The sequence below is a fragment of the Pseudomonas sp. TH37 genome, from assembly GCF_016650735.1.
Lineage (GTDB): Bacteria > Pseudomonadota > Gammaproteobacteria > Pseudomonadales > Pseudomonadaceae > Aquipseudomonas > Aquipseudomonas farris.
This window is the reverse complement of sequence record NZ_JAEKFD010000011.1, coordinates 194,139-218,565: the sequence shown is the minus strand read 5'-3', so window position 1 is coordinate 218,565 and position 24,427 is coordinate 194,139. Positions and strand designations below refer to the sequence as shown.

Below are 24,427 nucleotides of genomic sequence, written 5' to 3'. Positions count from 1 at the left end.
TGTGGGGCTTCCCCATGTGAGAGTAGGTCATCGTCAAGATTAAATTCCGAAACCCCTATCTGCGTATGCAGGTAGGGGTTTTGTTTTGTCCGCAGGAAAAGAGCACTCTGGCGACAATACAAAATTGCACAGTTATTTTCGAGTCAGGACACTAGAATAGGTCCAACTTTTTTGGAGCCAGAGCCTTTATGCCAGATCCGGTTGACGCCCCAGGGCTGTCAGATTTACCGCTGGACGACTTGGTAGCGTGTCATGAGTGCGACTTGCTGATGCGCAAGCCTGAGCTTGCTCATGGTGAGAAAGCCATCTGTGTACGCTGCGGTTATGAGCTGTATGCCCATCGACACAATGTCGTGCAGCGCAGTCTCGCCTTGGTCATTTCCGCGCTGTTGTTGTTCATCCCGGCGAACTTTTTACCCATCATGCAACTCCATCTACTCGGACAGTCGTCGCACGATACTGTCTGGAGTGGCGTTGTCGGTCTGTTCGATACCGGTATGCGAGGTGTAGCGGCAGTGGTATTCCTTTGCAGCATGGGGATTCCGCTGCTCAAGCTGCTTTGCCAGCTGTTCGTGTTGCTGAGTATTCGTTTCGATATCGGACGCAGTTATGGCCTGCTGCTCTACCGCATTTATCACCATCTACGGGACTGGGGGATGCTCGAGGTTTACCTCATGGGCGTACTGGTTGCGATCGTCAAATTGGCCGATATGGCGGCGATCACCGTGGGTCTTGGTCTGGTGTGCTTCATCAGTTTGTTGTTGGTTCAGGTCTGGCTGGAAGTAGTGATGTCACCGCACCAGATCTGGCAGGCTCTATCAGGAGAGGATGCCCATGCGGGCGATTGATGCAGGCATTCTGATTTGTGCCGAATGCCACGAGTTGAACAAGCAGGAAGCCGATACCGACGAGCAGGTTTGCACCCGCTGCGGCGCGCTGGTTCACGCCCGCCGCCCGAACAGTCTGATGCGTACTTGGGCGTTATTAATCACGGGCGCGATTCTCTACATCCCGGCCAATGTGCTACCGATCATGACCGTCAATTCCCTGGGGCAGGGCGATCCGAGCACCATTATGTCCGGTGTGATCCAACTGGTTCAGCACGGCATGATTCCTATCGCTGCCGTGGTTTTTATCGCGAGCATCCTGGTACCCACGTTCAAGCTGGTAGGCATCGCATTGCTGCTGTTTTCGGTGCAGCGCCGTCAGCCGCTCTCGGCACGCCAGCGCATTCTGATGTACCGCTTTATCGAGTTCATCGGCCGCTGGTCGATGCTGGATATCTTTGTAATCGCCATCCTGGTGGCGGTTGTGAATTTTGGACGGCTTGCCAGCATCGAAGCCAATCTTGGCGCCATCGCCTTCGCCAGTGTGGTGATTCTGACGATGCTTGCCGCAGTAACTTTCGATCCCCGACTGATTTGGGATAACACGGAGTCGGACGACGACCATGACTGATTTGCCTAAAGCGAAAACCCGACCGGCCTCGAACTGGTCAGCCATTTGGGTGTTGCCCCTGATCGCCTTGATCATCGGCGGCTGGCTCGGCTGGCGTGCCTACAGCGAGACGGGCATCGAGATTCAGGTGCGCTTCGAAAGCGGTGAAGGCATTCAGGCCAACAAGACCGAAGTCGTCTACAAAGGCATGTCGGTCGGTAAGGTGAAAGCCCTCAAACTCGATGACGAAGGCAGCTCCAAAGGAGTGATCGCTACCATCGAGATGAACAAAGACGTGGAGCAATACCTCAGGACCAGCACACGTTTCTGGCTGGTCAAACCGAGCGTGAGCCTGGCCGGTATCACGGGCCTGGAGACGCTGGTCTCGGGTAACTATGTGGCCGTCAGCCCGGGTGAAGGCGAGCCCACCCGCAAGTTCAAGGCCTTGGCCCAAGAGCCTCCGCTATCGGACGCCCAACCCGGCCTGCACTTGACCATCAAGGCTGATCGCCTCGGCTCGCTGAATCGCGGCAGCCCGGTGTTCTACAAGCAGATCCAGGTCGGTCAGATCAAAAGCTACGTGCTCTCAGCAGACCAGAATACTGTCGAACTCAAAGTCTTCATCGAGCCTACCTACGCCAACTTGGTGCGTAAACACACGCGTTTCTGGAATGCCAGCGGCATCAGTATCGACGCCAACCTTTCCGGTGTGAAAGTGCGTAGCGAGTCCCTCGCCAGCATCGTCGCCGGTGGTATTGCATTTGCCACTCCGGAGAACCGCAAGGACAGCCCGCCCACCGATCCAAGCCTGCCGTTCCGTCTCTATGAGGATTTCGATGCAGCCGCAGCGGGTATTCGGGTCAAGGTCAAACTCAGCGATTTCGAAGGACTGCAGGCCGGTCGCACGCCGGTAATGTACAAAGGCATCCAGGTCGGTAATCTGAAAACGCTCAAGATTGACCCGGACCTGTCCAGTGCTAGCGCCGAGTTGACTCTCGACCCGTTGGCCGAGGATTACCTGGTCACTGGCACCCAGTTCTGGGTGGTCAAACCATCGATTTCTCTCGCCGGTATTACGGGCCTGGAAGCGCTGGTCAAAGGTAACTACATCGCCGTGCGCCCAGGCGACAAGGGCGGTGCACCGCAGCGCGAGTTCGAAGCACGGCCCAAGGCGCCGCCGCTGGATCTGCGTTCACCAGGCCTGCACTTGGTGTTGTTCACCGACAACCTTGGTTCTCTGGAAGTCGGCAGTCCGATTCTCTACAAACAGGTCAAGGTCGGTTCGGTTCAGAGCTATCAATTCTCCCGCACCAAAAAGCAGTTGGTGATCGGGGTGCATATCGAGAAGGAATACGAAGGGCTGGTCAACGCCTCGACCCGTTTCTGGAATGCCAGCGGCATCACGCTCACCGGTGGGTTGACCGGCGGCATCCAGGTCAAAAGTGAGTCGTTGCAAAGCTTGATGGCCGGTGGCATCGCCTTCGAAACCCCGGAAGCCAAAGCGCCGTTGCAGAAGCGTATTCCACGTTTCCGCCTGCATGCCAATCATGATGAGGCAACGCAGAAGGGCACTATGGTCACGATCAAGGTCGATCGCGCTGATGGCCTGCGCAGTGGCACGCCAGTTCGATTCAAAGGCCTGGACGTTGGCAAAATTGAGGACGTCGACCTCAGTGATGACCTGCAATCAATACTGCTGACCGCGCGGATCACAGAAGTGCCGGAGCGTATCGCTCGGGTCGGCAGTCAGTTCTGGGTGGTCAAACCTGAGCTTGGCCTGATGAAAACCTCGAACCTCGAAACTTTGGTCACCGGGCAATACATCGAAGTGCAACCGGCGCCGAAGAACCTCGGCCCGCAGAAGACCTTTGTGGCCTTGACCAATCCTCCGGAAACCGCCAAGGAAGAGGCTGGTTTAAGCCTGGTGTTGAGCGCTGCTCGTCGGGGTTCGCTGAAGACTGGCGTCCCCGTCACCTATCGCGAAATCACGGTAGGCAAGGTGACCGGTTATGAGCTGGGCCAGACGGCTGATCGAGTGTTGGTGCACATCCTGATCGAGCCGAAGTACGCACCCCTGGTGCGCAGTGGCACGCGGTTCTGGAACACCAGTGGTTTTGGTTTTGACTACGGCTTGTTCAAAGGCGCGACAATACGCACTGAATCGCTGGAGACGCTGGTTCAGGGCGGTATCGCCTTTGCCACACCGGATGGCGACCGCATGGGTGTCCCGGCGCGGCCTGAGCAAACCTTCCCGTTGTTCGATCAGTTCGAAGATGAGTGGCTGACCTGGGCGCCGAAGATCGCAATCGGCAAGTAATTTATCGGCGCCTGTGATCTGCCTTCGCGGGCAAGCCTCGCTCCTACAATGAAAAGATAAAAAAAGGCCGCGATCCATTTGGATCGCGGCCTTTTTGTTGGCTTGGATTAAGTCAAATCAGACCGCATCCAACTCTGGCTCATCAGCTTGTACAACAACGGTAGACTTCACTTCATCGTGGCGGCGGATGTACTTCCAGTCCGCTTCGTCGATGTAGATGCCGTTCGGGCCGCTGCCGCCTTCCAGGTCGATGGCGACACTGGCGCAAACTTGCGGCTTCACACTCGCCAGAATCGGCACGAAGCCCAGTTGCAGGCTGGTTTCCAGCAGCGCTGCCTGGTTCTTCTCGTCGATGTCCGCCGCCTCGTCGAGGTAGTACGGTAGGCGCACGCGCCCGGCCTGGTCGCGGTCCATCAAGTGCAGCAACAAGTACATGTTGGTCAGCGCCTTGATGGTCATCGTGGTGCCGTTGGACGCCGCACCGTCGATGTCGGTATGGATCACCGGTTGGCCGTTGACCTTGGTGATCTCGAACGCCAGCTCGAACAGATCCTTGAGACCGAGCTGGTTGTGGTTCGCCGCCACCAGCCGCGCCAGGTATTCCTTGGCTTCTTCGTTCTTGTTGTCCTGATCGGCGCTTTGGCTCAGGTCGAAGACGGAAAGGGTTTCGCCTTCTTCGTACTGACCGGCGCTGTGGATGATCTGGTCAATGTGCTTGAGCGCTTCCTTGTTCGGCGCGAGCACAATGCGGAAGCTTTGCAGGTTGGAGACCTGACGCTTGTTGATCTCGCGGTTGAACAGCGCCAGTTGATGCTCGAGGCTGTCATAGTCGCTGCGGATGTTACGCAGGGTCCGGGCGATGTCGGTGACTGCCGCACGGCGCGCCTTGCCGAGGGTCAGGGCTTCGTCGGTGCGGTGTGCATAGGCGTTGATCAGCAGTTGCAGGCGACGCTCCATATCGTCTTCGCTGTCAAACTTGGCCACGCCTTTCAGGCGAACCTGAGCGTAGAGCGCGTCGATTTGCCCGTCGCTGCGCAGCAGGCCTTGCCAGCTGTCCTGATAGTCGTTGAGCAACGGCAGCAGGTTGTCCATGGAATCGTCGATCGGGTCCATGAACGGCGTGCCGAATGGCAGGTCCGCCGGCAACAGCTGACGGCGGCGCAGGGCGTCGTCGAGGGTGCGTTGCTTGGCTTCCATGTCGCCGATCTGCCGGCCGACCAGTTGCAGCTTGGCCGACAGCTGCTGGACGCGCTCGGTGAAGGCATCGCTGGAACGCTTCAATTCGTCCTGAGCGGCTTCCATCTGCGCCAGTTGCTCAAGCTTGTCGCCTTCTTCGGCGCTCAGGGTTTGCGCGCGGCGGAAATCTTCCAGGGCTTTCTGCGCATCCAGCACTTGCTGGTACAGGGCTTCGGTCTGGGTCTTGCTGGCCGCACGGTCGGCTGCCACGGCAGCTTGCGTTTTCAGCTGCTTGAGTTCTTTTTCCAGGCGGTCTTTCTGATCGCGCAGCGCCGCGCGGTCAGCCAGGGCTTGCAGCGCTGGCGGCTCGATGTGCGAGATGTCGATGGACAGGCCCGGCACTTCGAAGCGCTCACCTTTGAAGCCATCCAGGATCAGTTCCATGGATTTGACCCACTGACCCTCCTCGTCCAGCGTAATGCCATGTTCACCCAGCGGGAGGCTGAACAGTGCGCTGTTGAACAGGCGCATCAGGCGCTCGACGTCCTGCTGCGAAAACTCTTCGCGCAAACGGGCGTAGCTGTTGTTGTCGGCGTGATCGAGTTGCTGCTTGACCGACTTCAGGCGTTTTTCCAGTTCCCGCAGACGCTCTTCCAGATCTTCGGCGCTGAACTGTCGCGACTGGGCCAGTGCACCGGCCAGTTCGTCGTGCGCGTCCTTGGCGGCCAGCAGTTGCTGCTCGAGGACTTTGACGTCATCGACCAGCGCGAAGCGATGCTTGAGCACCGACAACTCGCCGAGCCAGCGCTGGATACCGGTGATTTCCCGCTCCAGACGCATCAGCTCCTGAGTGCCACCACGCTGATCGTTTTGCAGCGCGTCCTGCTCGTTGCGGTAGTGCTCGGCCTGAATCGTCAGTTCTTCCTTGCGCGCACTGGCGTAGTCCGACCAGGTGCCGAGCAAGGAATCGAGCAGCGGCGAGATCCGGTGCAGTTTACCGCGCAGGATATTGCGCTGGGCCACGCCAGCGGCCAGTGCTTCAACCAGCGGGCCAGCGGTGACCAGCGAGTTGTAATCCTGCTCCATGCGACGTACATCGCGGAACGCTTCTTCACACGCTGCGATGTAATCGACGCTACCGGAACGCAGGCTGTGTTCGAAAGCATCGAGGAACAACTGCTTGAGTTTGGCCGCGGTGATTTCGCGCATGTGCAGCAAGTTGATAAACAGGGCCCGGAAAGTCTTCAGGCTCTGCTCGCTGGTGGAGCGCAGCGGGATCAACGTCAGGTCCAGCGGAATCGAAGTGTGGCCGCCAACCAGCAAACGACGCAGTTCATCCGGCTTGAGTTCGTAGGCTTTCAGGCCTTCGCGTTCGAGGTTGTTGAACAGCTCTTTCTGCCGCAGGCAGGTGTCGTCTTTCTGGTAATGGGCCAGGTCGAGTTTGCCGGCGTAGGCAAAGAACTGGTGACCGAAACCACCGCCCGGGCCGCGGCCGACCACGCCGATTACGTGCGGGCCGTGGGGCAGGGAGACTTCCACCAGGATGTAACTGGTGTCCGAGGCGAAGTAGAACCGCCGGGATTGCTCCAGGCTGTACTTGCCGAAACTCATGTCCGACATGCGCGCCAGAATCGGGAACTGCAAGGCGTTGATCGAAGCGGATTTACCGAGGTTGTTCGCGCCGTAAACCGACAGCGGCTCTTCCAGCGGGAACAGGCCGAGGCTGTAACCGGCGGTGTTCAAAAGGGCAAAGCGGCGAATGCCGTAGCGTTCCTTGCTCATGCGTCGGTCTCCTGTTCTTCGGCAATGGCGCGGGCCATGGCGAGTTCTTCGCTTTCTTCCTCGAAGTCGCTGAGGTCTAGCGGATCATCGGTTTGCAGCAGCTTCTCGTCGCTGTCGTCATCGATCAACACCGGAACGGGCAATGGCAACACGCTGTGCAGGCTGGCCGCCAGATCGCGGTCCTGCTGAACCGACAGGCACACATCGAGGAAGCGGTGCATCGGCGGCAGGAAACGGTAGATGCCGGGCTCTTCGCTGGCGAAACCGAGCTGGGTCATGCGACGCATGATCTTCTCTTCCAGTTCGTCCTGAGTCTGGACCTCGGCCTGGATGAACAGGTCGCGGTACTTTTCCAGAAGCGATGGCAGTTCATCACGGCCGAGACTGCCGCCGTCGAGCACGGAGATCGGGTCGCGGCCCTGGTCGGCCAGATGCTCGACGAGGATGAAGGTGAACAGCGCCAGACGTTGCGCGGTCTTGTTTACTGCCGCAGCAGCCAGGTCTGGCACAAAGTAATAGAAACCACGGGTGTCGCAGACCAGTTCAAAGCCTAGCGCCTTGAACAGCGTGCGGTACTGGTCCTGGAAGTTCGACAGTTGCGCGTACAGCTCCGGATCGCGGCGGCTGACGTGGTAGCCCTTGAACAGCTCGCGAAAGATCGGCGCCAGCTGGGACAGTTCGGATAGATCAAGATGCATTTGGAATGCTCGCAGAATTCTCGGCGGCGGTGTCACCGGACGAGAGCAGGGCGAAGGAGCGCAGGCTGACCTGATGCTCGTGAGTGTGGTAATCGCGGCGTTCCAGACGCTCGCGTTTGAAGCGTTTCTCCCGCGACAGGCGCGAGAACCAATAAAGCAATTCGTCAGTAGCGCCGTCCGGCTCCTGCTCGAGCAGCCAGGTCATCAGGTCAGGCATCGGCAGGGCGTCTTCGCAGCGTTCGAGCATCTCCCGAACCGTGCGTGGCGCGCGCGGGGCTTCGCCTTTCTGGGTCTTGTGAGCCTTGGGGAAACGCGCCGGTTTCGGCTCGAAACGGGCCAAGGCGTACACGTAGGCTTCGACCTGACTGGCGCTGCCGAGGAAGGTGCTTTGCGGCCGGGTGAACATCGGCATCGCGGCTTGCGGTACCGCATCGATACCTTTACGACGAATGGCCGACAAGGCCAGCGCCGCGCCACGGGTCACGGCGTTGTGCCGGCGCGCTTCTTCACGCAACGGCAGCAACAGTTCACGGGCATGACGCAACGTCAGCTGGGCACTGGTCTGCATTTCGAGAATGCGCGCGTGGGTGCGCAGCAGCATGTCGTCATCGACCAGATGCCCGAGGCGCTGCTGTTCAGTGAGCATCTTCAGCAGGACGTTTTCGACCTTGCGTACGCCTTGTTCGAAGGCGCCGTCGGCGTTCACCAACTGGATCATCGGCTCAACGTATTCATCCCAGGTCGCCAGTACTTCAGCGTAGCGTTGACGCAGCGGGATCTGCCGGTCGCTGGTCTTGGCCCGCTCGGCGACGGCCACCAGGGCCTGTTCGTCGTTGGCAAGCTTCTTCAGAACGTCCCGCACGCGCATGTCGAGCAGACGCAACTGGCGCGCCAGATCGTTGCCGTCGCGAATCTCGAAGGCGTCCTGAATGTAACCGGCCAGGCGCTCGAGATGGCGCAAATAGGCTTCGATTTCCAGACACAGGCCCAAACGGTGCTCGCGGCGCAGGTACGCGAGGAAATCGTGGATCTGCGCATTGAGCTCGAAACGGTTCGGGCTTTTCGCCACGGGAACCAGAATGTCGAGGCGGATCCACACGTCCAGCAGGCTGGTGATGTCCTGCGGTGTACTGTCGAGTTGCTGGGCGGCCAGTTGCGTGCGCAGTTCGTTGAGGCTCAGGGTGCCTTGGTCGAAGTGCTCGCACAGTGGCTCCAGAAGTGCCCAGTGTTCAGCGAGGGCGCGCAAGACGCGCTTGGGTTCGATCATCGGAATGGCCGGCTGGTTGGCGATTAAAAGTCGCGATTGTACTGCATCACGCCCGTTGCGATTCACTCTCGGGACGGACAGTTGGCTTTCTATCGATCAAGCGCGGGCGATCTTGAGCGAAGGGCGGTAGAATCAACGCACTTTAGTTATCCACAAGTGGCCGACCTTTGCTTATCGAGTCTCGTCGCCGCGCTTATTTGACCGCCATGCAGGTGGTCAACTGGCTGCCGCGCACCGAATTGCCCTTTGCTGCGCCCTCGCGCCCCGAACTGCTGGAGATGCCCGAGCCGTTGGTCGTCGCCCCGGTTGCGCCGGCTCCCGTGGCCGAGGCACCGATAGAGCCCGTGGTCAAACCGGCCGAACGGGTAAAAATCGAGGTGCCGCGGCCATCGTTGGCCAGCACCCGTACGAACGCCAAGGTCGAAGAAGAGGAGGCCCCGGTCGCGGTCAAGGCGCCGGTCGTTCCGCCACCGCGTTTCGCCCTTCAATTGCTGCGCGCAGGTCGTTGCCTGTTGCTGGTGGAGTTACCCACAGGCGAAAGCTTCCAGACCCGCGATCCGGCGTATCTGTTGCTCAAGGACATGCTGCGCGCCGCCGGCCTGCCAGATAGCCCGCAGATCGTCGGCGAGCCGGTGCGCTGGCCGCTGCTGGCTCGCGGCACCATGGATCAAGGGCCGGAAGCAGCTCGGGATTTCGTACAAGGCTTTCTCTCGGCCCGTCTGGAAGACGCTCCATGCGTCTGCCTGTGGCTGATCGGCTTGCCGGCGGTGCGTTTTGCCGGTGAGGCCAACGCCGAATCCTTCAACCGTGAACTTCAGGTCGAAGGCCTGGGTTCGGTCTGGGCCCTGCCGGGTCTGGAATTATTAATGGAAGAGCCACAGCGTAAGGCTGATGTCTGGCAAGCCATGCGTCGGCTGATGGCGCGCTGGAAAGAATCGAATGAGTGACGCTGTATCGTTCCGCCCGATGACCGAGGCGGACCTGGACACTGTACTGAAAATTGAATACGCGGCTTACAGCCACCCCTGGACCCGCGGGATTTTTCTCGATGGACTGGGTAAGTACCAGATCTGGCTGATGTTCGAAGGGCAGCAGCAGGTCGGTCATGGCGTGGTGCAGATCATTCTCGACGAGGCGCATTTGCTGAACATTACCGTCAAACCGGAAAATCAGGGCCGAGGCCTGGGTTTGACGCTGCTGGAGCATTTGATGTCGATTGCCTACAAGGCAGAGGCGCGGGAATGTTTTCTGGAAGTGCGCGACAGCAACCGGGCGGCATTTCGGTTGTATGAGCGGTATGGGTTCAACGAAATCGGACGTCGACGGGATTACTACCCGGCGGTTGGCGGGCGCGAAGATGCCGTGGTCATGGCCTGCACCTTGGTTGACTGAGCCCTGTACGAGCTGCCGAAGGCTGCGATCTTTTGATCTTTATAAGCGCACCATCGAAAAATCAAAAGATCGCAGCCTTCGGCAGCTCCTACGTTGGAATCTGGTCAGACCTGTAGATCAACGCTTGCCATCCATCGGATCGCGCCGCGCCATCTCTTCTTCATCCAGCCCATTGCCCCCGCCGATGTCGTCCTCATCGACAATGCTCAGATCCCAATCCGCCTGGTCGCCTTCACCCTCTTCGCGGGCGTCCCGTGCGCCGTCTTCACGGATCAAGGTTTCCGGGCTCATGTCATCGTCGGTGGATTCATGGTCATCGGTCGAGCCCCCGGTCATGCCAGCTTCACGGACGCGTTCCTCGGGCATCTTCTCGGGGATCAAGTCGCCGATTCTGGCGCTAGGTTCTTCCTTGTCGAAATCCAGCTCATGCACTGAGCCCATGCGGTCTTCGTTGTCGTCGATGGGCTCGGGTTGCGCCTCATCGAACGGACGTCGTGAATCAGTCATGGCATTCCCTCATACTGTAGGCCTTACTACAGTTGACCCACTGGGCTTGCGAGAATTCCACCGGCAGTGAGCGCCGGGTAGCCATTTAATGCATTAGGGAGTATCTGCATCTCGCGCGTGACCCCGACACACGGTTGTCTGTCAAAGCAGCAAATCATTCTTGAGGCTTCATTGCATGAACGAATTACAAGATCTGATTGATAACAATGAGCGCTGGGCCGACGCGATCACCCAGGAAGATCCTGATTTCTTCGCCAAGCTGGCCCGTCAACAAACCCCGGAATACCTGTGGATCGGTTGCTCCGATGCCCGCGTGCCAGCTAATGAAATCGTCGGCATGCTGCCGGGCGATCTGTTTGTGCACCGCAACGTGGCCAACGTTGTACTGCACACCGACCTCAACTGCCTGTCGGTGATTCAGTACGCGGTCGACGTACTCAAGGTCAAACACATCCTGGTCACCGGCCACTATGGTTGCGGCGGTGTACGCGCCTCGATGCAGGACCGTCAGCTGGGCCTGATCGACGGCTGGCTGCGCTCGATTCGCGATCTCTATTATGAAAAGCGCGACGAACTGGCCAAGTTGTCCACCGAAGAAGAAAGGGTCGACCGCCTCTGCGAGCTCAACGTGATCCAGCAGGTGGCCAACGTCGGTCATACCAGCATTGTGCAAAACGCCTGGCACCGTGGGCAGAGCCTGTCGATCCATGGTTGCATCTATGGCATCAAGGATGGACGCTGGAAAAGCCTCAACGCCACGATCAGCGGTTTCGAACAGTTGCCGCCGCAGTACCGTTTGCGTCCGGTCGAGGCGTTGTAAAAGCTTTTCAGTCGAGACTTCGTCGACGCCGGTGTTGAAAGAACTGTTCTCCATTGGCATTCGGCGACTCGTCGTAGCCGATGATCCAGCCACGGCAGCAAGAACAACCGCAGCGGCAGGCGAACTGTCGCTGCAGCTTGTCTTCTGTCGCGGCGAAATCCATCGTCAGCCGGTCATCCTTTTTGATGTCTTTGAGCGCCCATAACCACAGCTCGCTCATGTCGAGAAAGACGTTGGGGTCGCAGGAGTGGCTCAGCAAGCCGCAGAAGCGCGGATCGTAGACGTGGATGCCTGGCGCCAGCTGCCGGGTGTGTCGGCAGCGATAGGGCAACAGATGCCCGGAAACCCTGCAGATTCGGCTGATTCGGGGGAACTCGCGCAGCGCCGTGACAGCTATTGCCGATCCCTCAGCGTTGTAGATGATTTTAAAGTCGTCTTTGGAGGGGAATCCAAGGCGCAGGGGCAACTCTACAAATGGATAGATGCCATCGGATGAGGGTGGGGTTATTCCTTGTTCGGCATGGGCTCTCATAACAATCCTTGTCAGCTGGGTGCTACGAACTCTGTCTGCTGACATCCTGTCAGCTCTGCAGCACATGGGTACGCCCCAAGCCTCTCGCAAATGAAACATTTGATCTACTGTCAGATATGACAGACGAACAAGGCTCTTTCCCGCGTCAGCCATGGCTCACGCGGGAAAGACTTTCATCGTTTACAAGTGTGGGGCAGGAGCAGAGGTCGCAAGAGACGGGCTCTTCAGCTGTTTCAGCTGAGATTTGACCGTCGTTGTTGCGCATTTGGCCACGGCCTGTTCGGGCTTCAGGTTGCGGATCGAGGTGTAGAACAGTTCGCAGGTTTTTTCTTTCTGGGTCACTTGCCAGGTCTGAGTACAGCTTTTCAGCTGAACGGTAGGGTCAGTGCCCGGTTTGCTGCCCATACCGGCCTGCCAGCACGCGGCGCTCAGATCCTGCCCCATGACTTTCAGCCCCGCGGCGTCAGCCTTGGCCTGGGCATCGCTGCCGCTATAGGCCTCGGGATCGGCGGCGTACCAGATGTAGCTCGGATGGTTGGAACCCAGTACTGGCACCTTCACACCCTCGCTTGGGCTGATGGTTGCCAGGCCCAGCACGTCCACGGTCGGCCCGTACTGTTGCTTGATCCAGTTACGCACCGGTGCGCCGAAGGCAACCATTGGCAATGCAACGCCACTGGCGTTCTGGCTGACTTCCTTGACCATGGTGGTCTGGTAATCCTTGAAGTAGTCATAGACGCCTTCGAGGTCCTTGCCGGCGCTGGACGGCGCGGCAATCGGTGCGATGTCGATGATGGTCTGATAGCCCGGTGTCTGGTCGTCAGGGATGCCATTGGCGGTCAGCAGCGTGGCCCAACGATCGGTGGTCTTGGACTCCAGATAGTCCTGGGCCTGGGTCAGCGAATAATCCGGCGGGAAATGCAGCAGTTCGACGCTTTTGCGGTTTTCCAGCGCCATGCCCAGCGGCAGGAACAGGTACCAACTGTAGGTCCATTTACCATCGGCACTCAGCTTGCTGGCGCCGTTGTAAGCCAAATCCCCAGCCTTGAGCAATGCGGTCAATGGCTTGTCGTAGCCTTTGGGCACACCGCTGATATTGGCGTAGAGCTGCTTATTATCGGTTTTGACCACCACTTTTGCGGTTTTGTAGCCATCGCGTTGTACGCTCTGGGTCAGGTAGTGCTCGACTGTCTGTTCCAGCGTCCAGTTGCGATAGCAGATGACGTTGCAGTTGTTGGGGTAGGCGAACAGCCGGGTAACACGTTCGGTACTGCCCAGATTCAGATCGACATCGGCGTGAGCGGCGGCACTCAGGGTGAGGGCTGCGAGGGTGAGTCCTGTGAGTTTTAACATGCTCAGATCCTTTTCAGCGTGGTCCCGATGATGGGATGGATGCCATATTGGATCAGCGGCGTTACATATAAAAGCGGGTTCTCATGGTTTTTTTACAGGGCGGCCCCGGCCTATTTGCAGGCCTGCCGGAGCGAGAGTCCGGCCCCCAAGTAAATGTCCGGAGCCGGGTTAATATTAAGTATTACAACAAATGCAATGCCAAATGGCCGCCAGCGCGCAGGTATTCTATTTGCGCAACAACAGCATCCTTGACGATGGCTTCGCCTGTATCGGTCAACTTGGCTTTCTTGGCATCGATGATGGACGATTGCATTAATTGCATGACCACATCCATTGCTTTCTGGAACGCTGTCAGATTGTTGTGCGGGCCGAACTCGCGAACGACGGCGTCCATGCGGCGATCTGCATCATCACGCAACTTCCTATATTCAACGACTGAAACTCTACCGTCCTGGTAAATCTCATTGATCATTTCTTCCAGCGTTTTTGATACTAAAGACATCTGACTTGTTCATCCTTGGAGTGGTGTCGTTTTTAACTTTAAAAATCAAGTTGTGAGATGCCGAAGTTTAACCCGCTGATTTATATATTTGAGATAGGAACCGGCTGGATTTAATGTCAGGCGCAATCGAGCCTGTATGTAGGAGAAGTCTTGGTCGTTGCCGATTAGCCTGATGGCGAGGCCCGTTCGGTTGGTGCCAACAGTCAACCAATCGGTCCATTGCGGTGATGCTGTTTGGGACGATGGCCTAACGGGTTGTCCACAAGCGCATTTGCGTAGACCATGAGCGCCTTGGTTTTTTGCCTGCCAGAGTTTTTTCCATGACTACCCATAACGATGCGCGTCCGGCGCCCTTCACCCGCTCGGACTACAAGACACTGGGGCTTGCAGCCCTTGGCGGCGCGCTGGAAATCTACGACTTCATCATTTTCGTATTTTTCGCGCTGACCCTCAGCCAGCTGTTCTTTCCGCCAGAAATGCCCGAGTGGCTGCGTCTGCTGCAAAGCTTCGGGATCTTCGTTACCGGTTACCTTGCGCGGCCTCTGGGCGGGATCCTGATGGCGCATTTCGCCGATAAATTGGGACGCAAGAAGGTTTTCAGCCTGAGCATCCTGATGATGGCGTTGCCATGCCTGCTGATCGGGATCATGCCGACCTACGCCCAGATTGGTTATTTCGCTCCACTGCTGCTGTTGGCCCTGAGGGTCCTGCAAGGCGCTGCGGTAGGTGGTGAAGTGCCGAGTGCCTGGGTGTTCGTCGCCGAGCATGCACCGGTCGGGCATCGCGGTTATGCCTTGGGTTTCCTGCAGGCGGGGCTGACCTTTGGCTACTTGATCGGAGCCCTGACGGCGACATTTCTGGCACAGACGTTCACCCCGGCGGAAATCCTTGATTACGCCTGGCGCTACCCGTTTCTCCTGGGCGGTGTGTTTGGCGTCATTGGTGTCTGGCTGCGTCGCTGGCTCAGTGAAACTCCGGTATTCATGGCTATGCAGGCCCAGCGCGAGGCTACTGTCGAACTGCCACTGCGCACAGTCCTGCGCGAGCACCGCCTGGCGATGTTGCCGGCGATGATTCTCACCTGCGTGCTGACCTCGGCCGTGGTGGTGTTCGTAGTCATTACCCCGACCATGATGCAAAAAACCTTCGGCATGACCGCCAGCCATACTTTCGCCCTGAGTGCTTTGGGCATCGTGTTTCTGAACATCGGCTGCGTACTCGCGGGGCTGCTTGTCGACCGCATTGGCGCCTGGCGCACGGTGATGCTGTATAGCCTGCTGCTGCCTTTGGGCATCGGCGTGCTTTATACCTGCCTGATCATTGAAGGCCAGTGGCTCGGTTTGGCCTATGCGGTGGCCGGCCTCGGTTGCGGGGTAGTTGGTGCGGTGCCATCGGTGATGGTCAACCTGTTTCCGGCGCGGATTCGCGTCTCGGGGATTTCCTTTACCTACAACATTGCCTACGCCGCCTGGGCCAGTATCACGCCGCTGCTATTGATCGGTCTGATGCCGTGGAGTCCATGGATTTGTGTGATTTTCTGCGCAGTGATGGGGACGGTGGGCGTCAGCAGCGCAGCGTATTTCGGCGCGCGAGTACCGCGAATCGGGCGCTGTTCGGTAGCCGGCGCGGTATAAAGGTGATCGTGTTGCCACTATTTTTGTAGGACAACCCCGAAACACTCTTCAGAAAATATCCCCAAGGCCGATGGTTAGGCTGTATGCAGCTTTTTATCCCTGTCCATCGGTGCTTCCCATGTTCAACAAACGCTTGAAGCAGGAGCTGTCGGCTCTTCGCGAAGAACTCTCCAGCCTTCAGCAAGTCAAGGAGAGCCTGGACAGCGAGATGCTGGCCCTGACCCTTGATTCCGACGGCAGGATTCAATCGGTCAACCAGAACTTCATGGGTGAGATGCTCTACAAGGGCAACGATCTGGTCGGCCGACACATCGAAGACATCGTCCCCGTCCATGTGAAATCTGACGAATTCCACCGCCGCTTCAAGACTGCGCTGACCCGTGGCGAGCACTTTGCCGGCACGGTTCGTTTATTGCGGGGCAATGGTGCCGAAGCCTGGCTGCGGTCGATCATGCAACCGGTGCGGTCCTCGAATGGCCGGATCAAACAATTCTCGATTTACTCCAGCGACCTGACGCGCACCATTGAGGCCTCCCGTGAACATGAAAACCTGATCGGCGCACTGGTGCGTTCGACCGCGGTCATCGAGTTCGACCTCAATGGCAATGTGCTGTCGGCTAACGAGCGGTTTCTCAATGGCATGGGCTACAGCCTGGCGCAGATCCAGGGCAAACATCACCGCACCTTCTGCGCGCCAGAGGATTACAACAGCGCCGAGTATCAGAACTTCTGGCGCCGTCTGAACGCCGGCGAGTTCGTGGCCGGCCGTTTCAAGCGTATTGATAGCCACGGTCGCGTGGTCTGGCTGGAGGCTTCCTACAACCCGGTGGTCGATGCCAACAACAAGCTCTACAAAGTGGTGAAATTCGCCACGGTGATCACCGATCAGGTCAATCAGGAGCAGGCCGTTGCCGAAGCGGCCAACATCGCCTACAGCACCTCGTTGCAAACCGACAACAGCGCCCAGCGCGGTACCACCGTGGTGACTCAAGCGGTAGACGTGATGCGTGACCTGGCCAAACACATGCAAACCGCTAGCGAAGGCATCGAGGCGCTGAACGAGCAATCAGTGGTGATCGGCACTATCGTCAAAACCATCAGTGGCATCGCCGAACAGACCAACCTGCTGGCGCTCAACGCGGCCATCGAAGCGGCTCGCGCGGGTGAACAGGGTCGAGGTTTTGCCGTGGTGGCTGACGAAGTCCGGCAACTGGCCTCGCGCACGAGCCAGGCGACCGATGAAATTGTCGGCGTCGTACGCCAGAACCAGGACATGGCGCGCAACGCCGTGGCCCTGATGACCGATGGCAAACTCCAGGCCGAACAGGGGCTGGCGCTGGCGGCGGAGGCGGGCACAGTGATCGTCGAGATCCAGGATGGGGCGCAGAAAGTGGTGAGTGCGGTCGGGCAGTTTGCCAATCAGTTATCGACTTGATGCTATCTGTGCGGCATGAATAGCTCTAAAAAGGTCAGGCCTGCTTTTGCGGCTTGATCAGGCTAGGATTCTTCGCTAACAAAAAAGGCCTACCTCCCGGTAAGCCTTTTCTTATTCCTGCGTACGACTCAATCCCCCAACGCTTCCCCCTCGCGCCGTGGATCGGCCCCGCCGGCTAACGCTGCTTTGCCCTGCGCATCCTTGACCCGAACAATCGCCTGAGTCCCGCTGGTCATCTCGATCTCGTTCACGTTGTGTCCTTTGTCCTTCAGCGCCTGAATCAGCGCCGGGCTGAACTGCCCCTGTTCCAGTTCGGTCGGGCCGTTGCGGCTGCCGAAGTTGGGCAGGTTGATGGCCGCTTGCGGGTCGAGGTTCCAGTCGAGCAGGCCGATGGTGGATTTGGCCACGTATTCGATGATCTGTGAGCCGCCGGGGGAGCCGACGGTGACCAGGAACTCGCCGCTCTGTCGGTCGAAGATCAGTGTGGGTGCCATGGACGAACGGGGGCGTTTACCCGGTTCGACGCGGTTGGCAACTTTTTGCCCGTTCTCTTCGGAGATGAACGAGAAGTCGGTCATCTGGTTGTTGAGCAGAAAACCCTGGACCATCAGGTGCGAGCCAAACGCTGCTTCCACGGTGGTGGTCATCGACACCGCGCCACCTTCGTCATCGACCGCCACCACTTGCGAGGTAGAGATGCGCAGTGGCGAGCGGTCCGGCGCATAGGCAATCTGAATCCCCGGCGGGGTGCCGGGTTTGGCCTGGCCCATGCTGCGGTCACCAATCAGCGCGGCGCGGCTGGCCAGATAAGTCGGGTCGATCAGACCTTTTACCGGCACGGGTACGAAGTCGGTGTCGGCGACATACTGCGCTCGGTCGGCGTAAGCCAGGCGCTCGGCTTCGGCGATCAGGTGCACAGCTTCTGGGGCTGGTTCGATGCCCGCCGGTTTGCTGGTCTTGACCGGTTTGAGTGGTGCCAGGGCAAAACGCGGGTCGCGGGATTCCAGCGCCTGCAAGGTGCCGAGAATTTGTGCCACGGCGATCCCGCCCGACGATGGAGGTGGCATGCCGCAGACCTGCCAGCGTTTGTAGTCGGTGCAAAGCGGCCCGCGTTCCTTGGCCTTGTAGCCTTGGAGATCGTTCAGCGACAGGCTGCCGGGGTTGGCGTGACCCTGAACCTTGGCGACGATCTCTTTCGCGATCGGACCTTTGTACAGCGCGTCGGGACCTTCCTTGGCTATGCGTTTCAACACTGCGGCGAGTGCCGGGTTCTTCAGCTGTGTACCGATGGCTTTCGGGCTGCCATCGGCGTTCAGGAAGTAGGCGGCCATGTCGGGTGAACGCTGTATGAACGCGTCTGCCGCGATCAACTGATGCAGTCGTGGCGAGATGGCGAAGCCTTGTTCCGCGAGTTTGATGGCGGGTTCGAACAACTTCGCCCACGGCAGGCGACCATGCTTTTGATGGGCCAGTTCCAGTGCCCGCAACACGCCCGGCGTCCCCACTGAGCGTCCGCCGATCTGTGCCTGGGTGAACGGCATCGGTTTGCCGTCGGCTTGCAGAAACAGTTTCTCGGTGGCGCCCGCCGGAGCGGTTTCGCGACCGTCGTAGGTGCGAACAACCTTGCCATCCCACAGCACAATCAACGCGCCACCGCCGATACCCGACGATTGTGGCTCGACCAGTGTCAACACCGCTTGCATGGCAATGGCCGCATCAATCGCCGAGCCGCCCTCACGCATCATCTGCCGTCCGGCTTCGGCTGCCAGCGGGTTGGCGGCTGCGGCCATGTGTTTGGAGGCGTATCGGGTCTGCAGGTCGGTGCGATAACCAGAGGCGATTTCTGGCGCGACTGGCAGGGTTGAGACTGACGGCGAAGAGGGCGGGGCACTGCACGCGGCGAGGGTTAAAGCGGTTGCGATCAGCGAAAAGGCTGACAGGCGATAGCGACTCAAGTGGAAGGCTGAGAACACGCGGAGCACTCCGTCCATGGGATAAAAGGTCCGGGGGACTTTATCGACCTGAGGGGAGCGACGCAAATCAGGTCCGCGGTCTTGAAACGAATACCACTTTTCTCGAGGCATAAAAAAACGGCCTACCTTTCGGTAAGCCGTTTTTAGTACTTGGTGGCTACACAGGGACTTGAACCCCGGACCCCAGCATTATGAATGCTATGCTCTAACCAACTGAGCTATGTAGCCAAGTGGCGCGCATTATTCACCTGGAACGAAGATGCGTCAAGCGTAAATTTAAAATATTTCTCCACACTTTCAACCGCTTATCCCGCTGACCCGAAAAATCGGGCCAGGGGAGGGCGTCAACCGAGCTGAAATTTCCCGGTATTCGCACTCAAAGCCTTGCTGCCCTGGCTCAAGGTGTCCGCAGCCAGATTCACCGCCCGTGCGCCTTCAAGTAAGCGCACCGCGGCCTGATCGACTTGCTGGATGTTGCCGCTGACTTCATCGGCGGTGCTCGCTTGCTCTTCGACAGCGGTGGCGATCTGCGCCAGGGTGTCGGTGACGCTCTGCACCGCGCTGGCGATTTCCCCCAGTCGCTCGCCGAGACCGGTGACGGCTTGCGCATCCGATTGTGCCTGGCCGCAGGCGGCTTCCATCAGGCTTACGGCTTCATTGACGGTGCTGCGCAGGCTGTCGACGGTGCCGGCGATTTGCGCAGTGGAGGATTGGGTGCGTTGTGACAGGCTGCGCACTTCATCGGCTACCACGGCAAAACCGCGACCTTGCTCGCCGGCCCGTGCGGCCTCGATGGCGGCGTTGAGGGCCAGCAGGTTGGTCTGCTCGGCGACGCCGCGAATGGTATCGACCACCAATTGAATTTGCTGTCCTTGCTCGCTGACCCGGCCCAGTGCCGCCGCAGTGTCGTTCAAACGCTGATTGAGCTGCTGAATACTCGCTGTCGTGCGTTGGCTGTCACGGCTGCTGTCGGCGGCGATGCGCTGGGTGTGTTGAGCGCTGCCTGAGGCCTGTTCGCAACTCTGGGCGACCCCTTGAGAGGTCGCGGCCAGTTGCGTGGCTGCAGCGGCGATCTGGCTGATCTGCAACTGCTGAGCTTCGACTTCCCCAAGGGCACTGCTCGAGTGATGGTTGAGGGTGCGCACCGCGTTGCTCAGCTGCAAGGTCTCATGATCGACGCCCAGCAGGCTGTTGCGCAGTTGCACTACCGCAACGTTGAGGGCGGTGCTGATAGCAGCCAACTCGTCGCGGCCCTGCACCGGTACTTGCAGGCTCAGGTTGCCGTCACGCAACGCTTCGGCCAGTAGCGTGATGCCGCTGGCGCTGCGACGGATCGAGGCCTGCAAACAGATGAACAGGTACAACGCGGCCAGCAGCAGGCAGCCAAAAACTGTCGCCACCAGGATGAACTGGCGGATGGCCGAGCCGTGGTAATAATCCAGTCGCTGATCCAGAGAAACCAACGATTGCTGGCGCAGCGAGGCGAGGTCGCCGAGGAGGGCGTCGAGACTGCGTTCAAAGTCTTCCGGCTTCAGGTTGATGCTGCCGCCGAAGACACCCTCGTCCAGCACTTTCAAACCGGCGTCCAGGTGTTTGAGGCTGTCGTGGTATTGCCCGGCCCAGGTTTGCAGGGCGCTGGGCAGGCGTGCTTCCAGCAGGCTGGCGGTTTTCACCAGTTGCTCCCGGGCATCGCCGATGCGGCTGCGCAAGTCCCGCAGTTGCAGGCGGCTTTGCAGGGTGAACTGCCCGGATACTACTGAGGCCTGACCGACGGCGGCGAGGCGTCCGACCCGTTCGATCAGGTCCGGTGCGTGTTGAGTGGAGATTTGCGTCAGCAGCCAGGTTTCCAGCCATGGGGCGAGGGTCAGGCGACTGTCCATGGCGATTTGTTCGCGCAAGGCTTGCAGGGCGCTCAAGGCATTGGTGAAGCGATCGTAACCGTCCGGCCACCAACCGACGCTGCTCAGGCTTTTCGAGTCCAGGCCGGTGAGGGCGCTTTGCAGGGCTTGATAGCGGGTGAGGGTTTGACCCTCGGCGCCTTCGGTTTTCAGGGCATTGCCCAGGTCCGTGGTGGCTTGGGCGACAGCCGGCTGAACCGCGTCGAACGCTGCCATCGCCGCGATGGTTGCGGGTGTCGGCTGGCGATTGGTTTCGGTGGCGCGCCAACGAGCGGCGCGGTCACGCTGGGCGGTGAGCAGATTGTCGAGCGCATCCAGGGCGAGCAATTGACGAACTCCGGCGCGTTCGCCGGAAATCAGGTTCAACTTGTCACGATAATCCTGACCGATCATCCACAGACTCCCCGCGAGTGGCAGGATAAACAGCAGAAACAGCAGCTGAAATTTGCGCGCGAAGCCGAAGCGCCCCAGTAGCCCGATCCCCGGTGATAAAAAAGCCTGCATGCCCCATGACTCCTCTGGACACCACGCACCATTGGCGTGCGTCGAGGTCATTGCGACCGCGACTTGTGCCCTGCTAAAAGGCCTCGAAAGTTCACCCTTGGTCCGCTCTGTAGGCCGACTCTGTAGCGAAACTTCCCATTCTCGGTTCCCTTTGTAAGGGGCCGCGTTGAAGCGGATAAACAAGGCAAGATTCAGACCATGGCTTTGCGCTATCACCTTCTTTTTTGAAGTCGTTAGCAGGCTAAGGGGATGGCGCTACTGCACCGAAAAATGGCACATTGACCGGCCTGCCAGTGCGCACCCATCCGCAGTACGGAAACTCTCATGGCTATCAGCAACACTCAGTCCGCCGCCACGTCGGCGCCCGCCGCTTCACAAAGCAGCCCGCTGGTCATGCGCATCATTGGCGCGGTGGCGCTGGCGCATTTGATCAACGACCTGATTCAGGCGGTATTGCCGTCGATCTATCCGATGCTCAAGGCCAGCTATGGCCTGACCTTCACCCAGATCGGTCTGATCACCCTGACCTTTCAACTGACGGCCTCGCTGTTGCAGCCATGGGTCGGTTACCACACTGATCGTCATCCCAAACCCTGGCTGTTGCCGGCCGGTACTGTCTGCACATTGATCGGCATTCTGATGATGTCTGTGGTCGGTAGCTTCCCGATGATTCTGCTGGCGGCGGGGTTGATCGGTGTCGGCTCATCGACCTTTCACCCGGAAGCTTCTCGTGTGGCGCGATTAGCCTCAGGCGGACGTTTCGGCTTGGCACAGTCGACGTTTCAGGTCGGCGGTAATGCGGGCTCGGCTTTCGGGCCGTTGCTGGCGGCGGCGATCATCATTCCCTACGGTCAGGGGCATGTGGCGTGGTTCGGATTGTTCGCGCTGTTTGCGCTGTTCGTGCTGTATCGGATCAGTCGTTGGTACGCCAACCACCTGAACCTGTTCAAGCTCAAACAAGGTCAGGCAGCGACTCACGGCTTGTCGAAAGGCCGGGTGATCAGCGCACTGGTGGTCCTCGGGTTGCTGGTGTTCTCCAAGTATTTCTACATGGCCAGTCTCACCAGCTACTTCACGTTCTACCTGATTGAAAAATTCGACCTGTCGGTGGCCAGTTCGCAGTTGCACCTGTTCCTGTTTCTCGGTGCGGTAGCGGCGGGGACCTTCTTCGGCGGGCCGATCGGCGACAAGATCGGACGCAAGGCGGTGATCTGGTTCTCGATCCTTGGTGTCGCACCGTTCACCCTGATGCTGCCCCACGTCGATCTGTTCTGGACCAGCGTTCTGAGCGTGGTGATCGGTTTCATCCTCGCCTCGGCATTCTCGGCCATTGTGGTGTATGCGCAAGAACTGGTGCCGGGGAATGTCGGGATGATTGCCGGGGTGTTCTTCGGCCTGATGTTCGGTTTCGGCGGGATTGGCGCGGCGTTGCTTGGGCATCTGGCAGATGTCCACGGCATTGAGTACGTGTACTTCCTGTGTTCGTTCTTGCCGCTGCTTGGGGTGTTGGCGATCTTTCTGCCACGAACCAAAAAAGTCTGACCCGTACCGACCGGTATAGAGATTTGTAGTATTAAAGCGCGCTTGCAGCCGGGATTGCCGTTTGCGCAAATCACTGTCCTGATGGAAACTTCGCGCCTTTCTGGACTCGATAAGGACGCGAGCAGTGGAGTTTGACAGGAATCAATTTATCGCCAATCACGGCATTGTCTTCAGCGTCACCCGTTTCAGCGTCACCCCCAGTGACCGGGGTGGTCTCAGGACGCTCCATTTCGGGGAAGCGAAATCGGCCCATTTTGAGGTCAGCAGTTTGCTGGTCGAGCTGTATGACAAGATGCTCGCCAAAGACCTGCCCTGCGTGATGATGGCAGGTATCTCCAACCCGCTGACCCGAAAGCAAGGTGACCTGCTCAACGACCAGCGCATGAGTATTGCCAACATTACTGCCGGGATCTTTACAGCGGCTGGCTCTCGAGTGCCGATTATTGGTCTCGCCACCGGACCGGCGGCAGGCTATTTGGGCCGAGAGTTGGTGAAGAGCAAGTTACCGGCCTATCACGCTGGCGATGTCATCGTCAGTCTGGACGCTCAAGTCAGCGGCGGTATCGGACCGCAGCGCTTGGTGTCTTCCATGATCATCAAGTCCCAAGGGGCATAGGCCCATGAGTCTCTACAGTCAGTATGCGTTGGCCGGTCTGGGGATTGTGCTGTTGTACACTTGCATAAGGAGCTACGTACTCAGGAAATGGCTGGGTATTGCTCTGGTCGGTTTGGGCTTTGGTGTGATATTTGTGCTGCCGCCCTACATTGGCAGCATCGATGTCGGGATCTTTGCAATTGCGATAGTGGGGGCGGGGGCTTCGATGTTCTTCAATCGGAGTAAGTACCGAGTGTGAACATAACGGTGGCAGCGCCTGAAAAAGGAGCCGCCGTAGCCTTTGTTGTGCTGGTTTTATACGCGAAAAAAGAGGCACAAAAAAGCCGCGTCTAAACGCGGCTTTTTCTTGAGCGGGTGTTTACACGTTAAAGCGTAAGTCTGGCCTGCAGGTCCCGTTCTGCAAGGGGGTTGTGCCCCATCCCGCAGAATATAGTCACCCTCGTATACACTTTGGCTTTTGCTACCCTCTTCGCAGCTCTAGAAGCCAGGTTGGTACCGCGTCCTTCATCGAGGGAGCCAATCACGGATTTTCGAGATGTGAAAATAATAAAATGAGACTCCGTGACTTTGGAATGACCGCTGCTGACACTGCATGCAACTGATAAAGCGCAGAGGTAGTCATGCAGATCATTCGCCGGAAAGCCGTTTGTAAAAAGCTAGGGGGCATCAACCCTTCAACACTTTGGCGTCTGGAGCGTAACGACCCTTCATTCCCACCATCGGTGCAATTAAGCGGCGGGATAGTAGGCTGGTTCGAGCATGATCTTGATCATTGGCTCGAATCCAAAGCAGCCAAACGGCCCCCGATAGCCGAATCCGCCGCTCGGCAGAACCCCTGAATACAGAAGCCCGCTTTGGCAAGCGGGCTTCTGGTGACTACAGCAGGGGTGTGTCGCATTCTTCAGCTTGGCGGCTGAGGAACCACAATACGATGCAACTATCGACAAGTTAGCATCCTAGCCCCCATCCCTGCTGTTCGCAAGTAGGTGTGCTCTGACGCACAAGAGGCGAGTGTGCCCGATGGGAAATTCAATAAAACTCA

General features: G+C 58.6%; 21 protein-coding genes and 1 tRNA gene. 12 read left to right on the top strand and 10 right to left on the bottom strand.

The window, feature by feature from the left end:
- Window positions 1-188: 188 nt before the first annotated feature.
- Genes JFU11_RS24490 through JFU11_RS24480 form a run of 3 tightly spaced genes read left to right on the top strand, consistent with a single transcriptional unit; the run spans window position 189 to window position 3,754 of the window.
- Complete coding sequence (locus JFU11_RS24490) at window positions 189-848, top strand: paraquat-inducible protein A (RefSeq protein WP_123719115.1); 660 nt, start codon at window positions 189-191, stop codon at window positions 846-848.
- Window positions 835-1,458: a paraquat-inducible protein A gene (locus JFU11_RS24485; RefSeq protein WP_007896874.1), complete on the top strand. Its 624-nt coding sequence runs from the start codon at window positions 835-837 to the stop codon at window positions 1,456-1,458. Before JFU11_RS24490 ends, JFU11_RS24485 begins: the two co-directional genes overlap by 14 nt.
- A complete protein-coding gene (locus JFU11_RS24480; RefSeq protein WP_123719114.1) occupies window positions 1,451-3,754 on the top strand; it encodes an MlaD family protein in 2,304 nt (767 codons plus the stop codon). Before JFU11_RS24485 ends, JFU11_RS24480 begins: the two co-directional genes overlap by 8 nt.
- Before the next feature lie 117 nt (window positions 3,755-3,871).
- On the opposite strand, the gene mksF is transcribed toward JFU11_RS24480, so the two are convergent.
- Genes mksF through mksB form a run of 3 tightly spaced genes read right to left on the bottom strand, consistent with a single transcriptional unit; the run spans window position 3,872 to window position 8,677 of the window.
- Window positions 3,872-6,712: an Mks condensin complex protein MksF gene (mksF, locus tag JFU11_RS24475; RefSeq protein ID WP_123719113.1), complete on the bottom strand. Its 2,841-nt coding sequence runs from the start codon at window positions 6,710-6,712 to the stop codon at window positions 3,872-3,874.
- The gene (mksE, locus tag JFU11_RS24470) at window positions 6,709-7,410 is read right to left on the bottom strand and encodes an Mks condensin complex protein MksE (RefSeq protein ID WP_123719112.1); all 702 of its coding nucleotides are present in this window, start codon (window positions 7,408-7,410) and stop codon (window positions 6,709-6,711) included. Before mksE ends, mksF begins: the two co-directional genes overlap by 4 nt.
- Window positions 7,400-8,677 carry an Mks condensin complex protein MksB gene (mksB, locus tag JFU11_RS24465; RefSeq protein ID WP_048397728.1) on the bottom strand — a complete coding sequence of 426 codons (1,278 nt, stop codon included), beginning with the start codon at window positions 8,675-8,677 and terminating at the stop codon, window positions 7,400-7,402. The genes mksE and mksB overlap by 11 nt, the downstream gene beginning before the upstream one ends.
- 206 nt (window positions 8,678-8,883) lie before the next feature.
- Here mksB and JFU11_RS24460 point away from each other — a divergent pair, with 206 nt between their 5' ends.
- Together JFU11_RS24460 and rimI are read left to right on the top strand one after the other, a co-directional pair.
- A complete protein-coding gene (locus JFU11_RS24460) occupies window positions 8,884-9,624 on the top strand; it encodes an energy transducer TonB (protein WP_201121392.1) in 741 nt (246 codons plus the stop codon).
- Window positions 9,617-10,069, top strand: coding sequence for a ribosomal protein S18-alanine N-acetyltransferase (gene rimI / locus JFU11_RS24455; RefSeq protein WP_007896888.1), 453 nt, complete (start codon window positions 9,617-9,619; stop codon window positions 10,067-10,069). Before JFU11_RS24460 ends, rimI begins: the two co-directional genes overlap by 8 nt.
- A 117-nt stretch (window positions 10,070-10,186) precedes the next feature.
- Here rimI and JFU11_RS24450 read toward each other — a convergent pair whose 3' ends face one another.
- A complete protein-coding gene (locus tag JFU11_RS24450; protein WP_201062346.1) occupies window positions 10,187-10,576 on the bottom strand; it encodes a hypothetical protein in 390 nt (129 codons plus the stop codon).
- 175 nt (window positions 10,577-10,751) lie between these two features.
- Here JFU11_RS24450 and can point away from each other — a divergent pair, with 175 nt between their 5' ends.
- Window positions 10,752-11,396: a carbonate dehydratase gene (gene can, locus JFU11_RS24445; protein WP_052965823.1), complete on the top strand. Its 645-nt coding sequence runs from the start codon at window positions 10,752-10,754 to the stop codon at window positions 11,394-11,396.
- A 7-nt stretch (window positions 11,397-11,403) separates the two neighbouring features.
- On the opposite strand, the gene JFU11_RS24440 is transcribed toward can, so the two are convergent.
- From JFU11_RS24440 to JFU11_RS24430, 3 genes are all read right to left on the bottom strand, one after another.
- Complete coding sequence (locus JFU11_RS24440; RefSeq protein WP_201062345.1) at window positions 11,404-11,928, bottom strand: SET domain-containing protein; 525 nt, start codon at window positions 11,926-11,928, stop codon at window positions 11,404-11,406.
- Between the two features lie 180 nt (window positions 11,929-12,108).
- Window positions 12,109-13,281, bottom strand: a complete 1,173-nt coding sequence (locus JFU11_RS24435; protein ID WP_201062343.1) for a hypothetical protein — start codon at window positions 13,279-13,281, stop codon at window positions 12,109-12,111.
- Between the two features lie 181 nt (window positions 13,282-13,462).
- Window positions 13,463-13,783 (bottom strand): hypothetical protein, encoded by a 321-nt coding sequence (locus JFU11_RS24430; protein ID WP_201062342.1) that lies wholly within the window; start codon window positions 13,781-13,783, stop codon window positions 13,463-13,465.
- A 320-nt stretch (window positions 13,784-14,103) separates the two neighbouring features.
- Between JFU11_RS24430 and JFU11_RS24425 the strand changes: the two genes are divergently transcribed.
- Both JFU11_RS24425 and JFU11_RS28300 read left to right on the top strand, forming a co-directional pair.
- On the top strand, window positions 14,104-15,417 hold the full coding sequence (locus JFU11_RS24425; RefSeq protein ID WP_123719105.1) for an MFS transporter: 1,314 nt from the start codon (window positions 14,104-14,106) through the stop codon (window positions 15,415-15,417).
- Between the two features lie 118 nt (window positions 15,418-15,535).
- Window positions 15,536-16,852 carry a PAS domain-containing methyl-accepting chemotaxis protein gene (locus tag JFU11_RS28300; protein ID WP_123719104.1) on the top strand — a complete coding sequence of 439 codons (1,317 nt, stop codon included), beginning with the start codon at window positions 15,536-15,538 and terminating at the stop codon, window positions 16,850-16,852.
- Between the two features lie 128 nt (window positions 16,853-16,980).
- Here JFU11_RS28300 and ggt read toward each other — a convergent pair whose 3' ends face one another.
- The 3 genes from ggt to JFU11_RS24405 form a co-directional block, all read right to left on the bottom strand.
- Complete coding sequence (gene ggt / locus JFU11_RS24415) at window positions 16,981-18,825, bottom strand: gamma-glutamyltransferase (RefSeq protein ID WP_201062341.1); 1,845 nt, start codon at window positions 18,823-18,825, stop codon at window positions 16,981-16,983.
- A 151-nt stretch (window positions 18,826-18,976) separates the two neighbouring features.
- Window positions 18,977-19,053 (bottom strand) — tRNA-Met (locus JFU11_RS24410).
- A gap of 116 nt (window positions 19,054-19,169) precedes the next feature.
- Window positions 19,170-21,227, bottom strand: coding sequence for a methyl-accepting chemotaxis protein (locus JFU11_RS24405; protein ID WP_201062340.1), 2,058 nt, complete (start codon window positions 21,225-21,227; stop codon window positions 19,170-19,172).
- A gap of 324 nt (window positions 21,228-21,551) precedes the next feature.
- On the opposite strand from JFU11_RS24405, the gene JFU11_RS24400 reads away from it, so the two are divergent.
- The 4 genes from JFU11_RS24400 to JFU11_RS24385 all read left to right on the top strand — a co-directional run bounded on the left by JFU11_RS24400 (window position 21,552) and on the right by JFU11_RS24385 (window position 24,224).
- Window positions 21,552-22,769 carry an MFS transporter gene (locus JFU11_RS24400; protein ID WP_123719101.1) on the top strand — a complete coding sequence of 406 codons (1,218 nt, stop codon included), beginning with the start codon at window positions 21,552-21,554 and terminating at the stop codon, window positions 22,767-22,769.
- Window positions 22,770-22,893: 124 nt separating this feature from the next.
- Window positions 22,894-23,385 (top strand): hypothetical protein, encoded by a 492-nt coding sequence (locus tag JFU11_RS24395; RefSeq protein WP_201062339.1) that lies wholly within the window; start codon window positions 22,894-22,896, stop codon window positions 23,383-23,385.
- Window positions 23,386-23,389: 4 nt separating this feature from the next.
- Window positions 23,390-23,623 carry a hypothetical protein gene (locus JFU11_RS24390; protein WP_123719100.1) on the top strand — a complete coding sequence of 78 codons (234 nt, stop codon included), beginning with the start codon at window positions 23,390-23,392 and terminating at the stop codon, window positions 23,621-23,623.
- Window positions 23,624-24,005: 382 nt separating this feature from the next.
- Window positions 24,006-24,224 (top strand): AlpA family phage regulatory protein, encoded by a 219-nt coding sequence (locus JFU11_RS24385; protein WP_201062338.1) that lies wholly within the window; start codon window positions 24,006-24,008, stop codon window positions 24,222-24,224.
- Window positions 24,225-24,427 lie beyond the last annotated feature (203 nt).